Here is a 16,047-nt window from a genome sequence, read left to right as displayed (position 1 = left end):
CGTAGCCATGCACCCTATTGGAAACGGCCAGCCAGCGCCAACGCCTGTCGCAAAATCGACAAGAAAAGCGCCAATTTTTCAGTCGCTTTCCTTTTGCGGGAAGTCGCAAATCAGCTATGGCTAGCTTGCCCTCGCGGGTTAGGTATTGGCGCATCGATTTTTAGGCTGCCGCAGTCATTCCGAGCAGCAAGGAGCCCGAGAAAAATGTCCGACGACGAGATCATCCTTTCCGAGCTTTCCGACGAGGAACTCGTGCAGCAGATGCATGACGACCTCTATGATGGTCTGAAGGAAGAGATCGAGGAAGGTACACGAATCCTGCTCGAGCGCGGCTGGGCGCCTTACAAGGTGCTGACCGAGGCGCTGGTCGAAGGCATGCGCATCGTCGGTGAGGATTTCCGCGACGGCATCCTGTTCGTTCCCGAAGTGCTATTGTCCGCCAACGCGATGAAGGCCGGCATGTTCATACTGCGCCCGCTGCTCGCCGCCACCGGCGCGCCGAAGCAGGGCAAGATGGTGATCGGCACCGTCAAGGGCGACATCCACGACATCGGCAAGAACCTCGTCGGCATGATGATGGAAGGCGCCGGCTTCGACGTCATCGACCTCGGCATCAACAATGCGGTCGAGAAATATCTCGACGCGATCGAGCAGCACCAGCCCGACATCATCGGCATGTCGGCGCTGCTCACCACCACCATGCCTTACATGAAGGTGGTCATCGACACGATGAAGGAAAAGGGCATCCGCGACGATTATGTCGTCCTGGTCGGCGGCGCGCCGCTCAACGAGGAATTCGGCAAGGCCGTCGGCGCCGATGCCTATTGCCGCGACGCGGCGGTGGCCGTCGAGACCGCCAAGGACTACATGAAGCGCAAACACAACGTTCGCGCTTCCGCCTGACCCAAGGCATCAGGATGGATCGACAAGAAAAGCCGCGCCTTGCAGCGCGGCTTTTTTGTTCCCAGATGATGGATGAGGCTGCTGATCAGTTGACCGTGTCTTTGACCGCCCTAGCCGTCGATTTGACGTCCTTGCCGACGCCCCGGATGGTGTTGGCGCAGGCGGTGAGTGCAAGCGCGCAGGCCAGGATGGCGATCGGCGCGATGCGTAGCAGTTTCATGGACGGTGTCTCCCTCGACAGATATTAAGCCCCGCAGCGAAAGCCGGCCCGACTTGGTCAAGACGCAAAAAACGGAACCGAATCAAACAGACAGGCTGCTCGTCATCGCCTGCGGGATGATTGCGCGCGAAGTTTTGGCCGTCAAGCAACAGCTAAAGCTCGACCATCTCGATCTGACCTGCCTGCCTGCCGAGTTCCATTTCTATCCGGACCGCATCGCGCCGGCGATGGACAAGGCGATCGAAAAGGCCAAGACCGAAGGCTACCGGCACATCTTCGTCGGCTATGCCGATTGCGGCACGGGCGGCCTGCTCGACCGCGTCATCGAGAAGCACGGCGTCGAGCGCATGGCCGGGCCGCATTGCTTTGCCTTCTACCAGGGCATGGACGCCTACGCGAACGTCGCCGACGGCGACATGATGTCGTTCTACATGACCGACTTCCTCTGCCGCCAGTTCGAGGCCTTCTTCATCAAGCCGCTCGGCCTCGACAGGCATCCCGAGCTGATCAAGGACTATTTCGGCAACTACGAGAAGCTGATCTACCTCGCCCAGACCGACGATCCGGAGCTCGACAAGGTCGCCGAGAAGGCAGCGGCCATGCTCGGCCTCGCCTATGAGCGCCGCTCGACCGGCTATGGCGACCTGACCGTGGAACTGGCGCGGGTGGCTCAGGGCGCTGCCTGAGAAGATCGGTTTTACGCCTCGTCCAGCGCGGCAAGCACATCGGCAAAACTCGTCCTGCAAACGAAGCCCAGCTTCTCCCTCGCCCGCGTCGGATCGTAGACGCGGTCGATCGAGGAGAACATCGTCCAGCCCTTCCTCGCATAGAGCCGGGGATAATCCGGGAAATAGCGCGCGACGACCGTCGGTGCGTCGGCGATCAGCTCGGCGCAATCCTTCGGTCTGAACGGCGTCGGCGCCGAGACGATGAAGATGTCGAAACCCAGGCTGGGCGCCTTCTCCAACGCCGCCACATGGGCTTCCGCCGCGTCCTCCACCGTCAGCCGCCGAAACAGCAATTCGTTGGCCTTGGTGTTGGCGTCCGATTGCTCGATCGCGTGCGCCATGTCGTCCGCCTCGGGAAAGAAGCGTGCCGTGCGCAGCACCACCACCGGCAGTCCATGCTCGATATGGTAGAGGCGGCAGAGATGCTCGGCTGAAAGCTTGGTTACGCCATAGATGTTGCGCGGCTCCGGCGACATCTCCTCCGTCAGCCAGGCCGCCTTGCGCGCCCCACCCTGAAAGCCTGCGCGGATCGCCTGCGAGATCATCAGCGATGTCGTCGAGGTGAAGACGAAGCGCTGGACGCCATATTCGACGGCCGCATCGAGCAGATTGAGCGTGCCTTGCACATTCGTCGCCACGAAGGCTGTATTCTCATGATGCTCGATGTTCGGCTTATGCAGCGCGCCGCTGTGAATGATGGCCTCGATGCTGTGCTCGCGGACAGTCTTCAGGACAAGATCGCGATCCGCGATCGAGCCGACGACCTGCGTGCGCGCCGAGGCAACCGGATCAAGGCCGATGATTTCATGGCCGAGTGCTTCGAGCCTTGGCCCGAGCGCGCTTCCCAACCAGCCGGACGATCCCGTGAGCAAGATCCGCATCGATCGAACCACCATTTTTCCGAGCTGCTGTTGTTAAGCACGGATGACAGACGATCGCGAACCGGTAAGTTGTGCGCCAGTGATAGAAAGAAGTTTGTTCCCGCCATTGATTGAGGAAACAAGATTTCATGACCTCTCGCCTGCTTCTTGCCGCCCTCGGCCTCATCGCCCTCACCTTGCCCGCCCATGCCGACGGCGAAGTGCAGAAGCTGATCACCGCTGCCGACAAGGCGCGACTGGATAAGTATGGCGAAACGCGCAAGGCCGCTCTCGAAGAGGCAAAGGCCGGCAATCCGACGGAGGTCAAGCAGTTGGATGAACTGCTCGCCAAGCCGCTCGTCGCCTTCTCCGACAAGGACCTTACCGGCAGCTGGAAATGCCGCACCATCAAGGCGGGCGGCTTGAGCCCGCTCGTCATCTACAGCTGGTTCAAGTGCAAGGTGACCGACGACGGCTCTGGCTGGCGGCTTGCCAAGATCAGCGGCTCGCAACGCACAACCGGCCGCTTCTTCGACGATGGCGAGAAGCGCGCCATCTATCTCGGCTCGTTCTCGGTCAACGAGGACAAGGCCAAGCCCTATGGCAGCGGCTCCGAAAGCGACCAGGTCGGCTACGCCTTCCGCAACAGCGCCACCGAATGGCGCATCGAATTCCCCGCGCCCTATTACGAATCGAAACTCGACATCATGGAATTCAAGCGCTGAACCGGACCTTCGACGCCGGCTGAAACGCCTTCGGCACACCAAGGATTAACCCGCCCCGCATAGCATGCGCCCGTTTTGGAGCGGGTGCTGGCCATGGCGGCGTCGGAATCGAATACGCGACCGGTCGTGGTCGTCACCGAAGGTGGCCCGCATATCTGGGCCATCGTCAACGCGCTTGCCGATCGCGTCGGCCCGGTGAGCGTCATTCTGGAATCCCCTGAATCCAAAAAACGTTTGCTGCGCGGCCGCGCGCGGCGCCAGGGCTGGGTCTCGGCGATCGGCCAGCTCGGCACGATGGTGCTGACGAGGCTCGGTAAGCGCTTCCTGGCCGGCCATGCCGAGCGGCTGATCGCCGAGGAGAAGCTCGACACCGAGCCGCGGCAAGGCCAGACGATCATCCATGTGCCTTCAGCCAACGGGCCGCAATGTCTCGATGCGGTCGCCAGGATCAATCCTGGCGTGGTGCTGCTTGCCGGCTGCAGGCTGCTGTCGAAGGATACGCTGGCAAGAATGCCTTGCCCGGTCCTCAACTACCATGCCGGCATCGCGCCGAAATATCGCGGCATGAATGGCGGCTACTGGGCGCTGGCCTCCGGCGATCGGGGGAATTTCGGCACCACCGTGCATCTCGTCGATGCCGGCGTCGACACCGGCGGCGTGCTCAAGCAGGCGCGCGGCAAGCCCAAGACGGGCGACACCATCGCCAGCTACGCGCTGCGGCAGGCCGCGTTTTCGCGCGATATCTGCGTCGAGGCGGTCGGCAATGCACTGGCCGGCAGGCTGGAAACAATCGATCCCGGCCTGCCGTCGAAGCAGTGGTATCACCCGACGATCTGGTTCTATCTCCGGACGGGCCTGACCAAGCGCGTCTGGTAGTCAGCCGGCCACAGATTTCAGCATTCGCTTTGCGTCATCGGCAGCGTCGCTTTTGAAGGCGCGCGCGTCGTCCCATAACAAGCGGCCTCATGGCGCTTGCGGCAATGCTCGCATCATCAAGGAGCAAGAGTTTCATGGCCGATCTGATCGTCGTCTATTGGCGCGACATCCCCGCCCAGGTCATCGTCAAGAAAGGCCGGCAGAACGCCAAGCGCGAGCTGCCGCTGCGCTTCACCGAGGCGATCGACATGTGCGCCATGCGCACCGGCGCCGGCGGCACCGACGACTATCTGGCCGAATGGCGCAAGGCCGAGCCAGTCCCGGTCGGCGACGACATCGAGGCCGAGGTCGAAAAGGCTTTCCAGGAACTCGACGCGAAATATGACCGCGAGCGGCTGGTCGCTCTGGTCAAGGCTGGCGGGAAAGAAAATGTCTGAGAAGCAGCCGACGGTCACTCAGGCCACTCTGGTCAAGAAGGCGGCGCCGAAATCCGACTACAAGCCTGCCGACGTGTCTCCGCAGCGGCGCGTCCAGCGCACGTTTGCCGTAAGACTGTGGTCCATCCGCCATTCGCGACTGCTGGAATGGTTCTACAGCAGGTTCGCCGACGTCTTCCTGCTTCTGCATCCGCTGTGGAAAGGCATCGGCTACGGCCGCGTCGAAGCCCCGGTGAAGTTTGTCGAGAAGCGCGTCAAGGGCTTCATGTTCGACTGCCGCATGTGCGGCCAGTGCGTGCTTTCCTCCACCGGCATGTCATGCCCGATGAACTGCCCCAAGCAGTTGCGCAACGGCCCGTGCGGCGGCGTGCGTGCCAACGGCAATTGCGAGGTCGAGCCGGACATGCCTTGCGTCTGGGTCAAGGCCTGGGAAGGTTCGCGCAACATGGTGCATGGCGACAAGATCCTGACCGTGCAGAAGCCGGTCGACCAGTCGCTGCGCGAAACCTCGGCGTGGCTGCGGGTGACCGCGCAGTCCGCCGCCGCGCGTGAAACGGCCCAGAACCCCGGAGCTTCGGCATGAACGCCCGCCAGCTCGACGAGAATCCGGCCGGCATCCATTTGCCGCTCGATCCCCTCCCCGGCCACACGTCGCGTGGCCGGCTGGAGCGCGTGCTGCGCCGCGGCGAATTCGCGGTGACGACCGAGCTCAACCCGCCCGACAGCGCGGATCCCGAAGATGTCTACAACCGGGCCAAGATCTTCGACGGCTGGGTCGACGCCATCAACGCGGTCGACGCCTCGGGCGCCAACTGCCACATGTCCTCGGTCGGCATCTGCGCGCTGCTCACCCGCATGGGCTACGCGCCGATCATGCAGATCGCCTGCCGCGACAAGAACCGCATCGCCATCCAGGGCGACGTGCTGGGCGGCGCCGCGATGGGCGTCGCCAACATGCTGTGCCTCACCGGCGACGGCGTCCAGGCCGGCGACCAGCCGGGTGCCAAGCCAGTCTTCGACCTCGATTCCATGTCGCTGCTCGAAACCATCCGCATCATGCGCGACAACGGCAAGTTCCTGTCCGGCCGCAAGCTGACGACGCCGCCTCAGGTCTTCCTCGGCTGCGCGGTCAATCCTTTCGCGCCGCCTTACGACTTCCGCCCGATCCATCTCGGCAAAAAGATCGCAGCCGGCGCCCAGTTCGCGCAGACGCAGTACTGTTTCGATGTGCCGATGTTCAAAACCTTCATGCAGAAGGCCCGCGACCTCGGCCATACCGAAAAGCTCTTCCTGCTCTGCGGTGTCGGTCCGCTCGCCTCCGCCAAGACGGCGAAATGGATTCGCTCCAACGTGCCCGGCATCCACATCCCCGATGCGGTGATCAAGCGGCTGGAAGGCGCGCAGGACCAGAAGAAGGAAGGCAAGCAGCTCTGCATCGACATCATCAACGAGGTGAAGGAAATTCCGGGCGTCGCCGGCATCCATGTGATGGCCTACCGCCAGGAGGAGTATGTCGCCGAGATCGTCGATGAATCCGGCGTGCTGAAAGGCCGCCAGCCCTGGCAACGGGAGATCCGCCGCGACGACCAGATCGTCGCCGAGCGGCTCGACCACATACTGCACGACGAGATTACCGAAACCCAGGTGGATATGGTGAAGACCGCGCATTGATGTATGTCGCCCAGAAGTGGGAACCGGTTTTGGGACAACGTCATACATTTACTTAGAGGCTAAGGCGCTGCCTGCACCCATCCGCTTGAACCAAATCAGATAACGATATAAAGAACTCTTTATATCCCGACGGAGAGATCGCATGACCCGCACCATCGTCGCCTCGGCGACCCGAGAAATCGTCATCGGCTTCGATCAGCCCTTCTGCGTGATCGGCGAACGCATCAACCCGACCGGCCGCAAGAAGCTCGCCGCCGAAATGGTGGCCGGCAACTTCGAGACCGTCATCAAGGACGCGCTGGAACAGGCCGCCTGCGGCGCCACCATGCTCGACGTCAATGCCGGCGTCACCTCGGTCAACCCGAATGAGACGGAGCCGGGCCTGCTGGTTCAGACGCTGGAGATCGTGCAGGGACTGGTCGATCTGCCGCTGTCGATCGACTCTTCCGTCAGCGCCGCGATCGAGGCTGGACTGAGGGTCGCCAAGGGCCGCCCGCTGGTCAACTCCGTCACCGGCGAAGAAGAGAAGCTCGAGGCCATCCTGCCGCTCGTCAAGAAGTACAATGTCCCGGTCGTCGCCATCTCCAACGACGAGACCGGCATTTCGATGGATCCGGATGTCCGTTTCGCCGTGGCCAAGAAGATCGTCCAGCGCTGCGCCGATTTCGGCATTCCCGCGCATGACGTCGTCGTCGACCCGCTGGTGATGCCGATCGGCGCGCTGGGTGATGCCGGCCGCCAGGTGTTCGCGCTGCTGCGCCGGCTGCGCGAAGAGCTCAAGGTCAACACCACTTGCGGCCTCTCCAACATCTCCTTCGGCCTGCCGCACCGCCACGGCATCAACGCCGCCTTCATCCCGATGGTGATCGGCGCCGGCATGACCTCGGCAATCATGAACCCGGTCCGTCCGCAGGAAATGGAAGCCGTGCGCGGCGCCAATGTGCTGAACGGCACCGACGAGAACTGCACCAACTGGATCCGCACCTACAAGGACTACAAACCGGCCGAAGGCGGCCAGGCCGTCGCGGCTCCGACCGCGGTCAACGCGCCGGGCGAAGGCGGGGCCAATGGCGGACGCCGCCGCGGCGGCCGTGAAGCCCGCATGGCCAGGGGATAAGCGCGCAATCGTGAGCCGCACCGCAAACAAGGCTGATCCGATCGCATCGTGGATGCGGTCGGACAGCTCTGCTTTGCGTTCAGGCCATGCCCAATATGGCGTCGAACAGCGCCATTCCCGCCCAGGATCCAAAAATGCCCGTCACGCCGCCGACGATGAAATCATCGTCATAGGCGGGCCAGTATGCGTGCAGCACCAGAGCTCCGACGATCGCGCCGAGAATCCCGGTGGCAAGGTATTGCGGATTGCGCAGCCACGAGCCCTTGATCACGCGCACCATGGTGAACGCGGTGAAGACGGCGGAGAGCAGCAGATCCGACATGGTTGGCCCCTGGACCAGCAGACTCTCCACCCAACAGTAAAACGATCCGTTAAACGGCATTTGCAATTGCCATCGAGACACGTGCCAGCATGAATCCTCCCCCCAACATCACCGATCCGCTTGTGCTGTTCATGCCGTCGGGCAAGCGCGGCCGGTTTCCCGTTGGAACGCCGGTGCTCGATGCCGCGCGCCAGCTCGGCGTCTATGTCGAAAGCGTGTGCGGCGGCCGCGCCACTTGCGGGCGCTGCCAGATCGAAGTGCAGGAAGGCAATTTCGCCAAGCACAAGATCGTCTCGTCCAACGACCACATCTCGCCCAAGGGCGCCAAGGAAGAGCGTTACGAGCGCGTGCGCGGCCTGCCTGAGCGGCGTCGCCTCTCCTGCTCTGCGCAGATCCTCGGCGACCTCGTCATCGACGTGCCGCAGGACACGGTCATCAACGCCCAGACCATCCGCAAGGACGCCGACACCAGGGTGATCGCCCGCGATACGGCGATCCGCATGTGCTATGTCGAGATCGAAGAGCCCGACATGCACAAGCCGCTCGGCGACCTCGACCGGCTCAAGATCGCCCTGATGAAGGATTGGGGCCTCAAGAACCTCGAATTCGACTTCTATCTCATGCCGCAGGTGCAGGGCATCCTGCGCAAGGGCAACTGGGCCGCGACCGCCGCCATCCACAAGGATGCCGACAGCGACATCGCGCGCGTCATCGCGCTGTGGCCCGGCCTTAAGAACGAGGCATACGGCCTCGCCTGCGACATCGGTTCGACCACCATTGCCATGCATTTGGTGTCGCTGCTGTCGGGCCGCGTCGCCGCGTCCTCCGGCACCTCCAATCCGCAGATCCGCTTCGGCGAGGATCTGATGAGCCGCGTCTCCTATGTGATGATGAATCCGGACGGCCGCGAGGGCATGACGGTTGCCGTGCGCGAGGCGGTTTCCGGCCTCGTCGACAAGGTCTGCGCCGAAGGCAATGTCCAGCGCGCCGACATTTTGGATTCCGTCTTCGTCGGTAATCCGATCATGCACCATTTGTTCCTCGGCATCGATCCGACCGAGCTCGGCGGCGCGCCCTTCGCGCTGGCCGTCTCCGGCGCGGTGCGCATCAAGGCCTCCGATATCGGCTTGAAGCTGAACCAGGGTGCGCGTCTTTACATGCTGCCCTGCATTGCCGGCCATGTCGGCGCCGACGCGGCCGCCGTCACCTTGTCGGAAGGCCCGCATCGCCAGGACGAGATGATGCTGATCGTCGACGTCGGCACCAATGCTGAAATCGTGCTCGGCAACTCGACGCGCGTCGTCGCCGCCTCCTCGCCCACCGGCCCGGCCTTCGAAGGCGCGGAAATCTCCGGCGGTCAGCGCGCCGCGCCCGGCGCCATCGAGCGCGTGCGCATCGATCCGGACACGCTGGAACCGAAATACCGCGTCATCGGCTCGGAACTGTGGTCCGACGAACCGGGCTTCATCGACAGCGTGCAGGCGACCGGCGTCACCGGCATCTGCGGCTCCGGCATCATCGAGGTGGTGGCCGAGATGTATCTCGCCGGCATCATTTCCGAAGACGGCGTCGTCGACGGCTCGCTCGGCATGCGCTCGCCGCGCATCGTGGCGAACGGCCGCACCTTCTCCTATGTGCTGAAGGAGGGCGAGCCGAAGATCACCATCACCCAAAACGACGTGCGCGCCATCCAGCTTGCCAAGGCGGCGCTTTATGCCGGCACCAAGCTGCTGATGGAAAAGCAGCACACTGACCATGTCGACCGTATCCATTTCGCCGGCGCCTTCGGCTCCTTCATCGATCCGAAATACGCCATGGTGCTCGGCCTGATCCCGGATTGCGACTTGGACAAGGTCTCGGCGGTCGGCAACGCCGCCGGCGCCGGCGCGCGCATGGCGCTGCTCAATCGTGGTTATCGGCGCGAGATCGAGGAGACGGTGAGCCGAATCGAGAAGATCGAGACGGCGCTGGAACCGAAATTCCAGGAGCACTTCGTCTACGCCATGGCGTTGCCGAACAAGGTCGACCCGTTCCCGAAGCTGGCGGCGGCGGTGAAGCTGCCGCCGCGCAAGGCGATGAGCGAGGACGGCACCGCCGGCGACGCCACGCCGCGCCGGCGCTCGCGCGAGGAGCGCGCGGCACGGCGCGGCCGCGACTAATTTTGCGACATCATTCCGCGGCCCCCTGCGGCCGCGGCCTTGCTTGCCTTGACGGCGCCCTTGGCACGCTGCGGGTGCAGCAGCCCGTTCAACGGCTTTTCGACTACCAGATAGAGCGCCGCCGAGAACGCGAGCGTGACGACCAGGATCGTTGCTGGCTGCAAGACCGCCGGGAGGCCGGCCCTCAGGACGACACCCGTCGCCAGGACACCGACCACGACATGCCATAGGTAGATCGAATAGGACGCATCGCCGAGAAAGCTGGGCAAGGAAGCGGGCTTGAACGGTCGCGCCCGCTCGGCAAAAACCGCGCCCGCCACGATGAGCGTGGCCGGAAGCCCCCAGTACAACGCGCGAGCCATGCCCGCGTCGAACAGCGGACTGGCCGCAAGAAGCAGAAATCCCACGCCAACCATCGCCAGCGTCACCCCGAGCGGGAGCCTGGCGCCCTGGAGCCACAAGTGCCCCACGACGACGCCGGCCGCGAACTCGAGCACGACCGGATCGGTGAAGGCGCGTGCGTATCCCGCGGGCAGGACGAAATGCAGCGCGACGACGGCAACAAGGGCGCCCACGAGAACGCCGAACCGCCAGCGCTCCCCTAGGAACAGGGCCAGGGTGAAGACGACATAGAACATCATCTCATAGCAAAGCGTCCAACCCTGTATGACGATGGGATGCGGCGCCCCCTCCTGCAGGACCGGCAGGAAGAACAGCGAGCCGACGAAATTCGCCACGCTGAAGAAATGGCCATAGAAGAACTGCGGCTTGATCAGGATGCCAGCCGCGGTCAGCAGCGTGACGATCCAGTAGAGCGGCACGATGCGGGTGATCCGGCGCCTCATGAAACGCCAGGGGTCCGCCGGCTTGCCGGCCGTCGTCACCCACATGATGAAGCCGCTGATGACGAAGAAGACGTCGACGCCGGCTGCTCCGACGTTGAACGGGCCGCCGAACTGTTCGCTGACATGGAAGCACACCACCGCGCATGCGGCGAGGCCCCGCAGATATTGAATACTGTGGATGCTGGTCACGATGCTCGGGTCCCAATCGAGCTACGCTGCAGTGCATGCAGTCGATATCGCATTGCACAATAACAATGCAGCAGTCCGTTGCTGTCAACCCGCGGATAGCCTCTATCGGGATGGAAGCCGGAATGCCCGCCGGCTCAATTCATTTGTATGCAAATGTTTCCGGATTCGCGCGATCCTGAAACCGAAACGCGGTTTTCGCGAAATCGATCCGATACATGTGTAAGCGATTTAACCGGCATCGAACGGCGGCTACGGATAACCCTCGGCCGCCGCTGCTCTTCAAGGGAGATGAAAATGTCGATGTACGATAACCTCAGCCGCTTCGGCGTGACCATCAGGCAGGCTCATGCCAGGAACAAGGCGATCCGCGCGCTGAACAGCCTGCCGGCGCATGTCCAGAAGGATATCGGCTGGCCGGCTTCGCCGCCGAGCGATCCGCAGGCAGCCCTTCATGCGCTGCTTCTGGGCACGCCGCGCTGATGACCTTCGCCGACAAATGCAAACTGCTCGGCAAGCGCCGGGGCCGCGACGCGGCCTTGGCGACCGGCGACAACAAATTGCGCGCGGCGCTGCTACTGAAGCGGCGCTAGAGCAATTCCAGGAAAAGTGTGACGCGGTTTTCCGTCCGGAATTGCTCAAACAAGAAACTGGCACCATCGGATCACGCCAATGTGCCAGCGGCGAAACCTTGAAATTTTTAACTGACATACAATGTTCGGAGAACGGGGGAATTCTCTTAGTCGGCTCCGCCTAGATCCGTGTATCCGTATGCCCAGTTTGAAAAGCCATCTCGTTTCATTCGTTCTGCGGCACAGCCGCAAGAAGGCGTTTTCCAGTCCCGAGAACCTGCAGCGCTGGATCGCCTACGCCCGCAAGACCGAGGACTATCATCCGCCTGCCTTGCTTAAGGGGCGGCTGGACATCACCGAGACCGACGTGGACGGCTTTCCCGTCTACGAGATCGCCCCGAGAACGGGCGAAAGCCGACGCATCCTTTACATGCATGGCGGCGCCTATGTTTTTCAAATCACGTCCTACCACTGGGGGCTGATCGGCGAGATGGCCGAGCGTCTCGGTTTCGGCATCACCGTGCCGATCTATCCCATCGCGCCCGAGCATGATTTCCATGACATGTTCGGCATGGTCGGCGACGTCTACCGGCGCATGCTCGAAGACACCGACGCCGAGGACATCGTCTTCATGGGCGATTCCGCCGGCGGCAACATGGCCGTCGTGCTGACCATGATGGCGGCCGAGGAAGGCCTGCCTTCGCCATCGCGTCACGTGCTGATCTCGCCCGGCCTCGACATGTCGCTGTCCAATCCGGAAGTGTTCGAGGCCGAGCGCAACGATCCCTGGCTGGGCATCCCCGGCGGACTGGAAGCGATCCGCCTCTACAGCGCCGGCATCGACCGTTCCGACTGGCGCATCAGCCCACTTTACGGCGATCTCTCGGTGCTGCCGAAGACGCTGCTGCTCACCGGCTCGCGCGATCTGCTCAGCCCTGACAACCTGATCTTCGCCGAACGTGCGCGCGCCGCCGGCGTCGAGGTCGACGTCGTCTATGAGGAGGGCATGTTCCACGTCTGGCCGCTGATCGAGATGCCGGAGGCGCGCCGCGCGCGCGACAGCATCGTCAACTTTCTTGCAAGCCCGGCACCGCGCCGGGCTCGGGCGCGACGCGGGACTAAGGCCGCTTTCGCGGGCCGCCCGGCACCCGCCGCTGAATAACTCAAAACTTGCCGGTTTCGCGGAACAGCTCGAACGTCGCGCGGATATGGTCGGCGACGGCCTTCACCGGCGCGCTGGCGTCCGGCGCCACCACCATGGCGAGATTGTAGGTGCCGATCTCCGGCATGCCGTCCTTGGCGCCCAGCGACACCATCTCGTCGCCGAGGAACGACTTCGGCAGCGGCGCCACCGCAAGATCCGCCATGATGGCGGCGCGCTGGCCGGCCGTGTGGGCGCTCATATAGGCGATGCGGTAGTTGCGGCCCTCGCGGCCAAGCGCTTCCAGGGCCCCTGCCCGCCATGCGCAGCCTTCTTCCCACAGCGACACCGGCAGCGGCTCGCGCAGATGCGCGCAGCCGCCCTTGGCGCCCGCCCACACGATCGGCTCGGTCAAAAGCACCTCGGCGCCGATCGCGCTGGTCTTGTAGGAATTGGTGAGCAGCGTGATGTCGAGCGCGCGGTCGTCCATGCGGCGGCGCAGATTGATGCTCTGGTCGATCGTGACGTCGACGGCGATCGACGGGTGCGACTGAGCAAAACGCTTCAGCACGTGCGGCAGCACGCGCTCGCCATAATCATCCGGGGAGCCGAGCCGCACCACGCCGACAATGTCGGGGATGATGAACTTCGACACCACTTCGCGGTTGATCGACAACAGCCGGCGCGCATAGCCGAGCAGCATTTCGCCATCCGTGGTCAGCGTTACCGAGCGCGCGTCGCGCGCGAAGACGGAACGGCCGAGGATGTCCTCCAGCTTCTTGATCTGCATGGAGACGGCCGACGGCGTGCGGAACACAGCGTTGGCGGCGGTGGTGAAGCTGCCCGTCTCGGCAATCGCCACGAAAGTGCGCAGCACGTCGAGATCAAGCAACGGCAAAGGATGATTGAGCGGGGCGTTCATGGCATCTTGCCTTCAATTTTTCTGATGCAATCCATCATTCCATTTCGTTTGATTGAACATCACTCCAGGCGCATAGTCAACTCGATCGATGCAGGATGCTGCCAAGAGCAGCCATGAAACGACCCTGACGCAGTCCTGCAATCGACATGAAATGAAGCTGAAACAGACCTGACTTAACGCAAATGACGGGCGCCTCCCTGCCCGCATCGAGGAGAAAGAAATGTCTATCCTGTCGTCCATCGGTCGGCTTGCGACCGAATTCAGCGCGGCCCGCGCCCGCTACCAGACCGAACGCGCCATCCATGCGCTGCCGTTCGAACTGCAGAAGGATATCGGCTGGCCGGAAGCCGCCGATGCCAAGACCGGCTTGCGCTTCGGTGTCGGAAGCTGGGCCGGAGCGAAGTAATCACGTGTGTATGGAGTTCTGAAGGCCTGCCGCCTCAGTTCGGCAGGCCTTTTTGTTTGTCTCGGGTCTTTTTTATTTGCATTCAAACGACTTTTGCAGCCATGCGGCAGCTGCATGACGCATATGAACCACCCGCATAGCGGGTTAACAAGCCGATTAAAGCCCTGTAAATAATGGGAAATCTTGGGCAAGCTGCCCAAAAATGTCGCAAACCATGTCGCTTTTCATATCAAGCGCTTCGTATTTGCGATTTAGTTTTTGCTGAAGCGAGCCTATATGAGCGTCAGCAAACGAGCTGCCCCACTCCTTAAGCGAAGGCGACCCGTCTGAGCAACCAAATGGAGATGATGATGAAGCTCTTTGCCCGCCTGTTCGCCCGCCGCGAAATGAACCTGACGACCGCTTTGGAGCGTCAGCGCCTCGCCAAGACCATGCCTGGCCAGACCGGCGCCGTGGCCGCTGCCCGTCTCGGCTTCATTGCCTGAGACGATCCGACATGCTGAATTCGACGCCGCCCGGCTCCGCCGAGGCGGCGTTTTCATTGAGAGCAACCGTCGCGAAACGACGAAACGCCTGATGCGCCGGCTCTCGTCGCCCATGCAGCGACGTGCTGTGGTTGCACGAATTGCCCATTTGCGACCCGTGTCGCAAATTTAATCTTCACTTAGCCGTCTACCCGATTGACAGGAATGGTTTTTCCTGTTGTCGCTATGCTGTTCGCGACATCCTGTTCGCGTCATGGCTGCGTGAGGTTTCCCCGTGAATGCCGTAAAGCATGCGATCAAGAGATCGTTTGTATTCTTCCTCATTCCCGATTTCACCATGATCGCCTTCGCGACGGCGCTCGATCCGCTGCGCTCGGCCAACCGGATGCTCGGCTATGAAGCCTATCGTTGGCGGCTGGCCAGCATAGACGGCAAGCCGGTGCGCGCTTCGAACGGCGTCGAATGCGCCGTCAACACCTCGCTCGAGGAAGAGCGCAAGAAGATGGCCGGGCCGGATCGGCCGAACATGGCGATCGTTTGCAGCGGCATTAATGTCGAGCGCTACCACAACAAGTCGGCCTTCGCCTGGCTGCGCGAGGAGTATAATCGCGGCGTCGCCGTCGGCGGCCTGTGCACCGGCGCGCATATCCTGGCCGCAGCCGGTCTCTTGTCCAACAAGCGCTGCGCCATCCATTGGGAGAACCTGCCGGGCTTCTCCGAGGCATTCCCGAAGGCCAATGTGTTTGCCGACCTCTTCGAGGTCGATCAGAACGTCTACACCTGTGCCGGCGGCACCGCCGCGCTCGACATGATGCTGAAGCTGATCGGCGACGATTTTGACGAGAGCCTCGTCAACCGCGTCTGCGAGCAGGTACTGACCGACCGCGTGCGCAGCCCGACCGACCGCCAGCGCCTGCCGCTGCGCGCCCGCCTCGGCGTGCAGAATTCCAAGGTGCTGACCATCATCGAGTTGATGGAGGCCAACCTTGCCGAGCCGCTGTCGCTGATCGAGATCGCCGACCATGTCGATCTGTCGCGCCGGCAGATCGAACGCCTGTTCCGCACCGAGATGGGCCGCTCGCCCGCCCGTTACTATCTGGAGATCCGGCTCGACCGCGCCAGGCACCTGCTCATCCAGTCGTCGCTGCCGGTGGTCGAAGTGGCGGTCGCCTGCGGTTTCGTCTCCGCCTCGCATTTCTCCAAATGCTACCGCGAGCTCTATGCCCGTTCGCCGCAGCAGGAGCGCGTCGACCGCAAGCAATTGCTGGCGGCTTAATCCAATAAGGCAGCGCCATGGTTACAAGCACCGCCCCGAGTGCCGATACACCGCCCGATCGCCGCAGCTTCCCCTTGGATACTGAGAAATGGGAGGCATTCCTGGCGGCGCTCGACGCCCCGGCGCGTGACCTCCCACGCCTAAAGCGCTTGCTGAGCGAGCCGAGCGTCTTTTCCGATCGCGATACAGCCTAAGC

20 protein-coding genes are annotated in these 16,047 nt (G+C 62.8%); 15 read left to right on the top strand and 5 right to left on the bottom strand.

Features of this window, described 5'->3' with window-relative positions:
• Positions 1–204 precede the first annotated feature (204 nt).
• Positions 205–903, top strand: a complete 699-nt coding sequence (locus RFM52_RS04460) for a corrinoid protein (protein ID WP_320295320.1) — start codon at positions 205–207, stop codon at positions 901–903.
• An 85-nt stretch (positions 904–988) separates the two neighbouring features.
• On the opposite strand, the gene RFM52_RS04455 is transcribed toward RFM52_RS04460, so the two are convergent.
• A complete protein-coding gene (locus RFM52_RS04455) occupies positions 989–1,123 on the bottom strand; it encodes an entericidin A/B family lipoprotein (protein ID WP_041003961.1) in 135 nt (44 codons plus the stop codon).
• Between the two features lie 53 nt (positions 1,124–1,176).
• Between RFM52_RS04455 and RFM52_RS04450 the strand changes: the two genes are divergently transcribed.
• On the top strand, positions 1,177–1,809 hold the full coding sequence (locus RFM52_RS04450; protein ID WP_320295319.1) for a DUF1638 domain-containing protein: 633 nt from the start codon (positions 1,177–1,179) through the stop codon (positions 1,807–1,809).
• Positions 1,810–1,820: 11 nt separating this feature from the next.
• Here RFM52_RS04450 and RFM52_RS04445 read toward each other — a convergent pair whose 3' ends face one another.
• Complete coding sequence (locus tag RFM52_RS04445; protein WP_320295318.1) at positions 1,821–2,732, bottom strand: NAD-dependent epimerase/dehydratase family protein; 912 nt, start codon at positions 2,730–2,732, stop codon at positions 1,821–1,823.
• Positions 2,733–2,860: 128 nt separating this feature from the next.
• Between RFM52_RS04445 and RFM52_RS04440 the strand changes: the two genes are divergently transcribed.
• From RFM52_RS04440 to RFM52_RS04415, 6 genes are all read left to right on the top strand, one after another.
• On the top strand, positions 2,861–3,436 hold the full coding sequence (locus RFM52_RS04440; RefSeq protein WP_320295317.1) for a DUF4893 domain-containing protein: 576 nt from the start codon (positions 2,861–2,863) through the stop codon (positions 3,434–3,436).
• Between the two features lie 93 nt (positions 3,437–3,529).
• Positions 3,530–4,312 carry a formyl transferase gene (locus tag RFM52_RS04435; protein ID WP_320295316.1) on the top strand — a complete coding sequence of 261 codons (783 nt, stop codon included), beginning with the start codon at positions 3,530–3,532 and terminating at the stop codon, positions 4,310–4,312.
• A gap of 134 nt (positions 4,313–4,446) precedes the next feature.
• On the top strand, positions 4,447–4,749 hold the full coding sequence (locus RFM52_RS04430) for a virulence factor (RefSeq protein ID WP_320295315.1): 303 nt from the start codon (positions 4,447–4,449) through the stop codon (positions 4,747–4,749).
• The gene (locus RFM52_RS04425; protein WP_320295314.1) at positions 4,742–5,332 is read left to right on the top strand and encodes a methylenetetrahydrofolate reductase C-terminal domain-containing protein; all 591 of its coding nucleotides are present in this window, start codon (positions 4,742–4,744) and stop codon (positions 5,330–5,332) included. The genes RFM52_RS04430 and RFM52_RS04425 overlap by 8 nt, the downstream gene beginning before the upstream one ends.
• Complete coding sequence (locus RFM52_RS04420) at positions 5,329–6,420, top strand: methylenetetrahydrofolate reductase (RefSeq protein ID WP_320295313.1); 1,092 nt, start codon at positions 5,329–5,331, stop codon at positions 6,418–6,420. Before RFM52_RS04425 ends, RFM52_RS04420 begins: the two co-directional genes overlap by 4 nt.
• Positions 6,421–6,562: 142 nt before the next feature.
• A complete protein-coding gene (locus RFM52_RS04415) occupies positions 6,563–7,537 on the top strand; it encodes a methyltetrahydrofolate cobalamin methyltransferase (RefSeq protein ID WP_320295312.1) in 975 nt (324 codons plus the stop codon).
• A 79-nt stretch (positions 7,538–7,616) separates the two neighbouring features.
• On the opposite strand, the gene RFM52_RS04410 is transcribed toward RFM52_RS04415, so the two are convergent.
• A complete protein-coding gene (locus RFM52_RS04410) occupies positions 7,617–7,859 on the bottom strand; it encodes a hypothetical protein (protein ID WP_320295311.1) in 243 nt (80 codons plus the stop codon).
• Between the two features lie 89 nt (positions 7,860–7,948).
• On the opposite strand from RFM52_RS04410, the gene RFM52_RS04405 reads away from it, so the two are divergent.
• Positions 7,949–10,018: an ASKHA domain-containing protein gene (locus RFM52_RS04405; protein WP_320295310.1), complete on the top strand. Its 2,070-nt coding sequence runs from the start codon at positions 7,949–7,951 to the stop codon at positions 10,016–10,018.
• On the opposite strand, the gene RFM52_RS04400 is transcribed toward RFM52_RS04405, so the two are convergent.
• Positions 10,015–11,052, bottom strand: a complete 1,038-nt coding sequence (locus tag RFM52_RS04400) for an acyltransferase family protein (protein WP_320295309.1) — start codon at positions 11,050–11,052, stop codon at positions 10,015–10,017. The two genes, RFM52_RS04405 and RFM52_RS04400, sit on opposite strands and share 4 nt — an antisense overlap.
• A gap of 294 nt (positions 11,053–11,346) precedes the next feature.
• Between RFM52_RS04400 and RFM52_RS04395 the strand changes: the two genes are divergently transcribed.
• A complete protein-coding gene (locus RFM52_RS04395) occupies positions 11,347–11,532 on the top strand; it encodes a hypothetical protein (RefSeq protein ID WP_095765549.1) in 186 nt (61 codons plus the stop codon).
• A gap of 288 nt (positions 11,533–11,820) precedes the next feature.
• Complete coding sequence (locus RFM52_RS04390) at positions 11,821–12,783, top strand: alpha/beta hydrolase (protein ID WP_320295308.1); 963 nt, start codon at positions 11,821–11,823, stop codon at positions 12,781–12,783.
• 1 nt (position 12,784) lies between these two features.
• Here the strand turns inward: RFM52_RS04390 and RFM52_RS04385 are convergent, their stop codons facing one another.
• Positions 12,785–13,684 carry a LysR substrate-binding domain-containing protein gene (locus tag RFM52_RS04385; RefSeq protein ID WP_040981895.1) on the bottom strand — a complete coding sequence of 300 codons (900 nt, stop codon included), beginning with the start codon at positions 13,682–13,684 and terminating at the stop codon, positions 12,785–12,787.
• A gap of 220 nt (positions 13,685–13,904) precedes the next feature.
• Here RFM52_RS04385 and RFM52_RS04380 point away from each other — a divergent pair, with 220 nt between their 5' ends.
• The 4 genes from RFM52_RS04380 to RFM52_RS04365 all read left to right on the top strand — a co-directional run bounded on the left by RFM52_RS04380 (position 13,905) and on the right by RFM52_RS04365 (position 16,045).
• Positions 13,905–14,090, top strand: coding sequence for a hypothetical protein (locus tag RFM52_RS04380; protein ID WP_320295307.1), 186 nt, complete (start codon positions 13,905–13,907; stop codon positions 14,088–14,090).
• Between the two features lie 350 nt (positions 14,091–14,440).
• Positions 14,441–14,575 (top strand): hypothetical protein, encoded by a 135-nt coding sequence (locus tag RFM52_RS04375; RefSeq protein WP_112099240.1) that lies wholly within the window; start codon positions 14,441–14,443, stop codon positions 14,573–14,575.
• A gap of 337 nt (positions 14,576–14,912) precedes the next feature.
• Positions 14,913–15,851 (top strand): GlxA family transcriptional regulator, encoded by a 939-nt coding sequence (locus tag RFM52_RS04370; protein WP_263482302.1) that lies wholly within the window; start codon positions 14,913–14,915, stop codon positions 15,849–15,851.
• A 17-nt stretch (positions 15,852–15,868) separates the two neighbouring features.
• On the top strand, positions 15,869–16,045 hold the full coding sequence (locus RFM52_RS04365) for a type II toxin -antitoxin system TacA 1-like antitoxin (RefSeq protein WP_320295305.1): 177 nt from the start codon (positions 15,869–15,871) through the stop codon (positions 16,043–16,045).
• Positions 16,046–16,047: the final 2 nt, after the last annotated feature.

The organism is Mesorhizobium humile (assembly GCF_033977215.1).
Lineage (GTDB): Bacteria > Pseudomonadota > Alphaproteobacteria > Rhizobiales > Rhizobiaceae > Mesorhizobium > Mesorhizobium humile.
Note: the sequence above shows the minus strand (reverse complement) of the source record. Positions and strands in the feature narration are given on the sequence as shown.

Bases quoted from the DNA above. Each gene is read 5' to 3' on its own strand.
- RFM52_RS04430 (WP_320295315.1), top strand. From the start codon at position 4,447: ATGGCCGATCTGATCGTCGTCTATTGGCGCGACATCCCCGCCCAGGTC.
- RFM52_RS04405 (WP_320295310.1), top strand. From the start codon at position 7,949: ATGAATCCTCCCCCCAACATCACCGATCCGCTTGTGCTGTTCATGCCG.
- RFM52_RS04460 (WP_320295320.1), top strand. From the start codon at position 205: ATGTCCGACGACGAGATCATCCTTTCCGAGCTTTCCGACGAGGAACTC.
- RFM52_RS04385 (WP_040981895.1), bottom strand. From the start codon at position 13,684: ATGAACGCCCCGCTCAATCATCCTTTGCCGTTGCTTGATCTCGACGTG.
- RFM52_RS04420 (WP_320295313.1), top strand. From the start codon at position 5,329: ATGAACGCCCGCCAGCTCGACGAGAATCCGGCCGGCATCCATTTGCCG.
- RFM52_RS04375 (WP_112099240.1), top strand. From the start codon at position 14,441: ATGAAGCTCTTTGCCCGCCTGTTCGCCCGCCGCGAAATGAACCTGACG.
- RFM52_RS04445 (WP_320295318.1), bottom strand. From the start codon at position 2,732: ATGCGGATCTTGCTCACGGGATCGTCCGGCTGGTTGGGAAGCGCGCTC.
- RFM52_RS04440 (WP_320295317.1), top strand. From the start codon at position 2,861: ATGACCTCTCGCCTGCTTCTTGCCGCCCTCGGCCTCATCGCCCTCACC.
- RFM52_RS04390 (WP_320295308.1), top strand. From the start codon at position 11,821: ATGCCCAGTTTGAAAAGCCATCTCGTTTCATTCGTTCTGCGGCACAGC.
- RFM52_RS04425 (WP_320295314.1), top strand. From the start codon at position 4,742: ATGTCTGAGAAGCAGCCGACGGTCACTCAGGCCACTCTGGTCAAGAAG.
- RFM52_RS04370 (WP_263482302.1), top strand. From the start codon at position 14,913: ATGATCGCCTTCGCGACGGCGCTCGATCCGCTGCGCTCGGCCAACCGG.
- RFM52_RS04435 (WP_320295316.1), top strand. From the start codon at position 3,530: ATGGCGGCGTCGGAATCGAATACGCGACCGGTCGTGGTCGTCACCGAA.
- RFM52_RS04365 (WP_320295305.1), top strand. From the start codon at position 15,869: ATGGTTACAAGCACCGCCCCGAGTGCCGATACACCGCCCGATCGCCGC.
- RFM52_RS04415 (WP_320295312.1), top strand. From the start codon at position 6,563: ATGACCCGCACCATCGTCGCCTCGGCGACCCGAGAAATCGTCATCGGC.
- RFM52_RS04395 (WP_095765549.1), top strand. From the start codon at position 11,347: ATGTCGATGTACGATAACCTCAGCCGCTTCGGCGTGACCATCAGGCAG.
- RFM52_RS04410 (WP_320295311.1), bottom strand. From the start codon at position 7,859: ATGTCGGATCTGCTGCTCTCCGCCGTCTTCACCGCGTTCACCATGGTG.
- RFM52_RS04380 (WP_320295307.1), top strand. From the start codon at position 13,905: ATGTCTATCCTGTCGTCCATCGGTCGGCTTGCGACCGAATTCAGCGCG.
- RFM52_RS04455 (WP_041003961.1), bottom strand. From the start codon at position 1,123: ATGAAACTGCTACGCATCGCGCCGATCGCCATCCTGGCCTGCGCGCTT.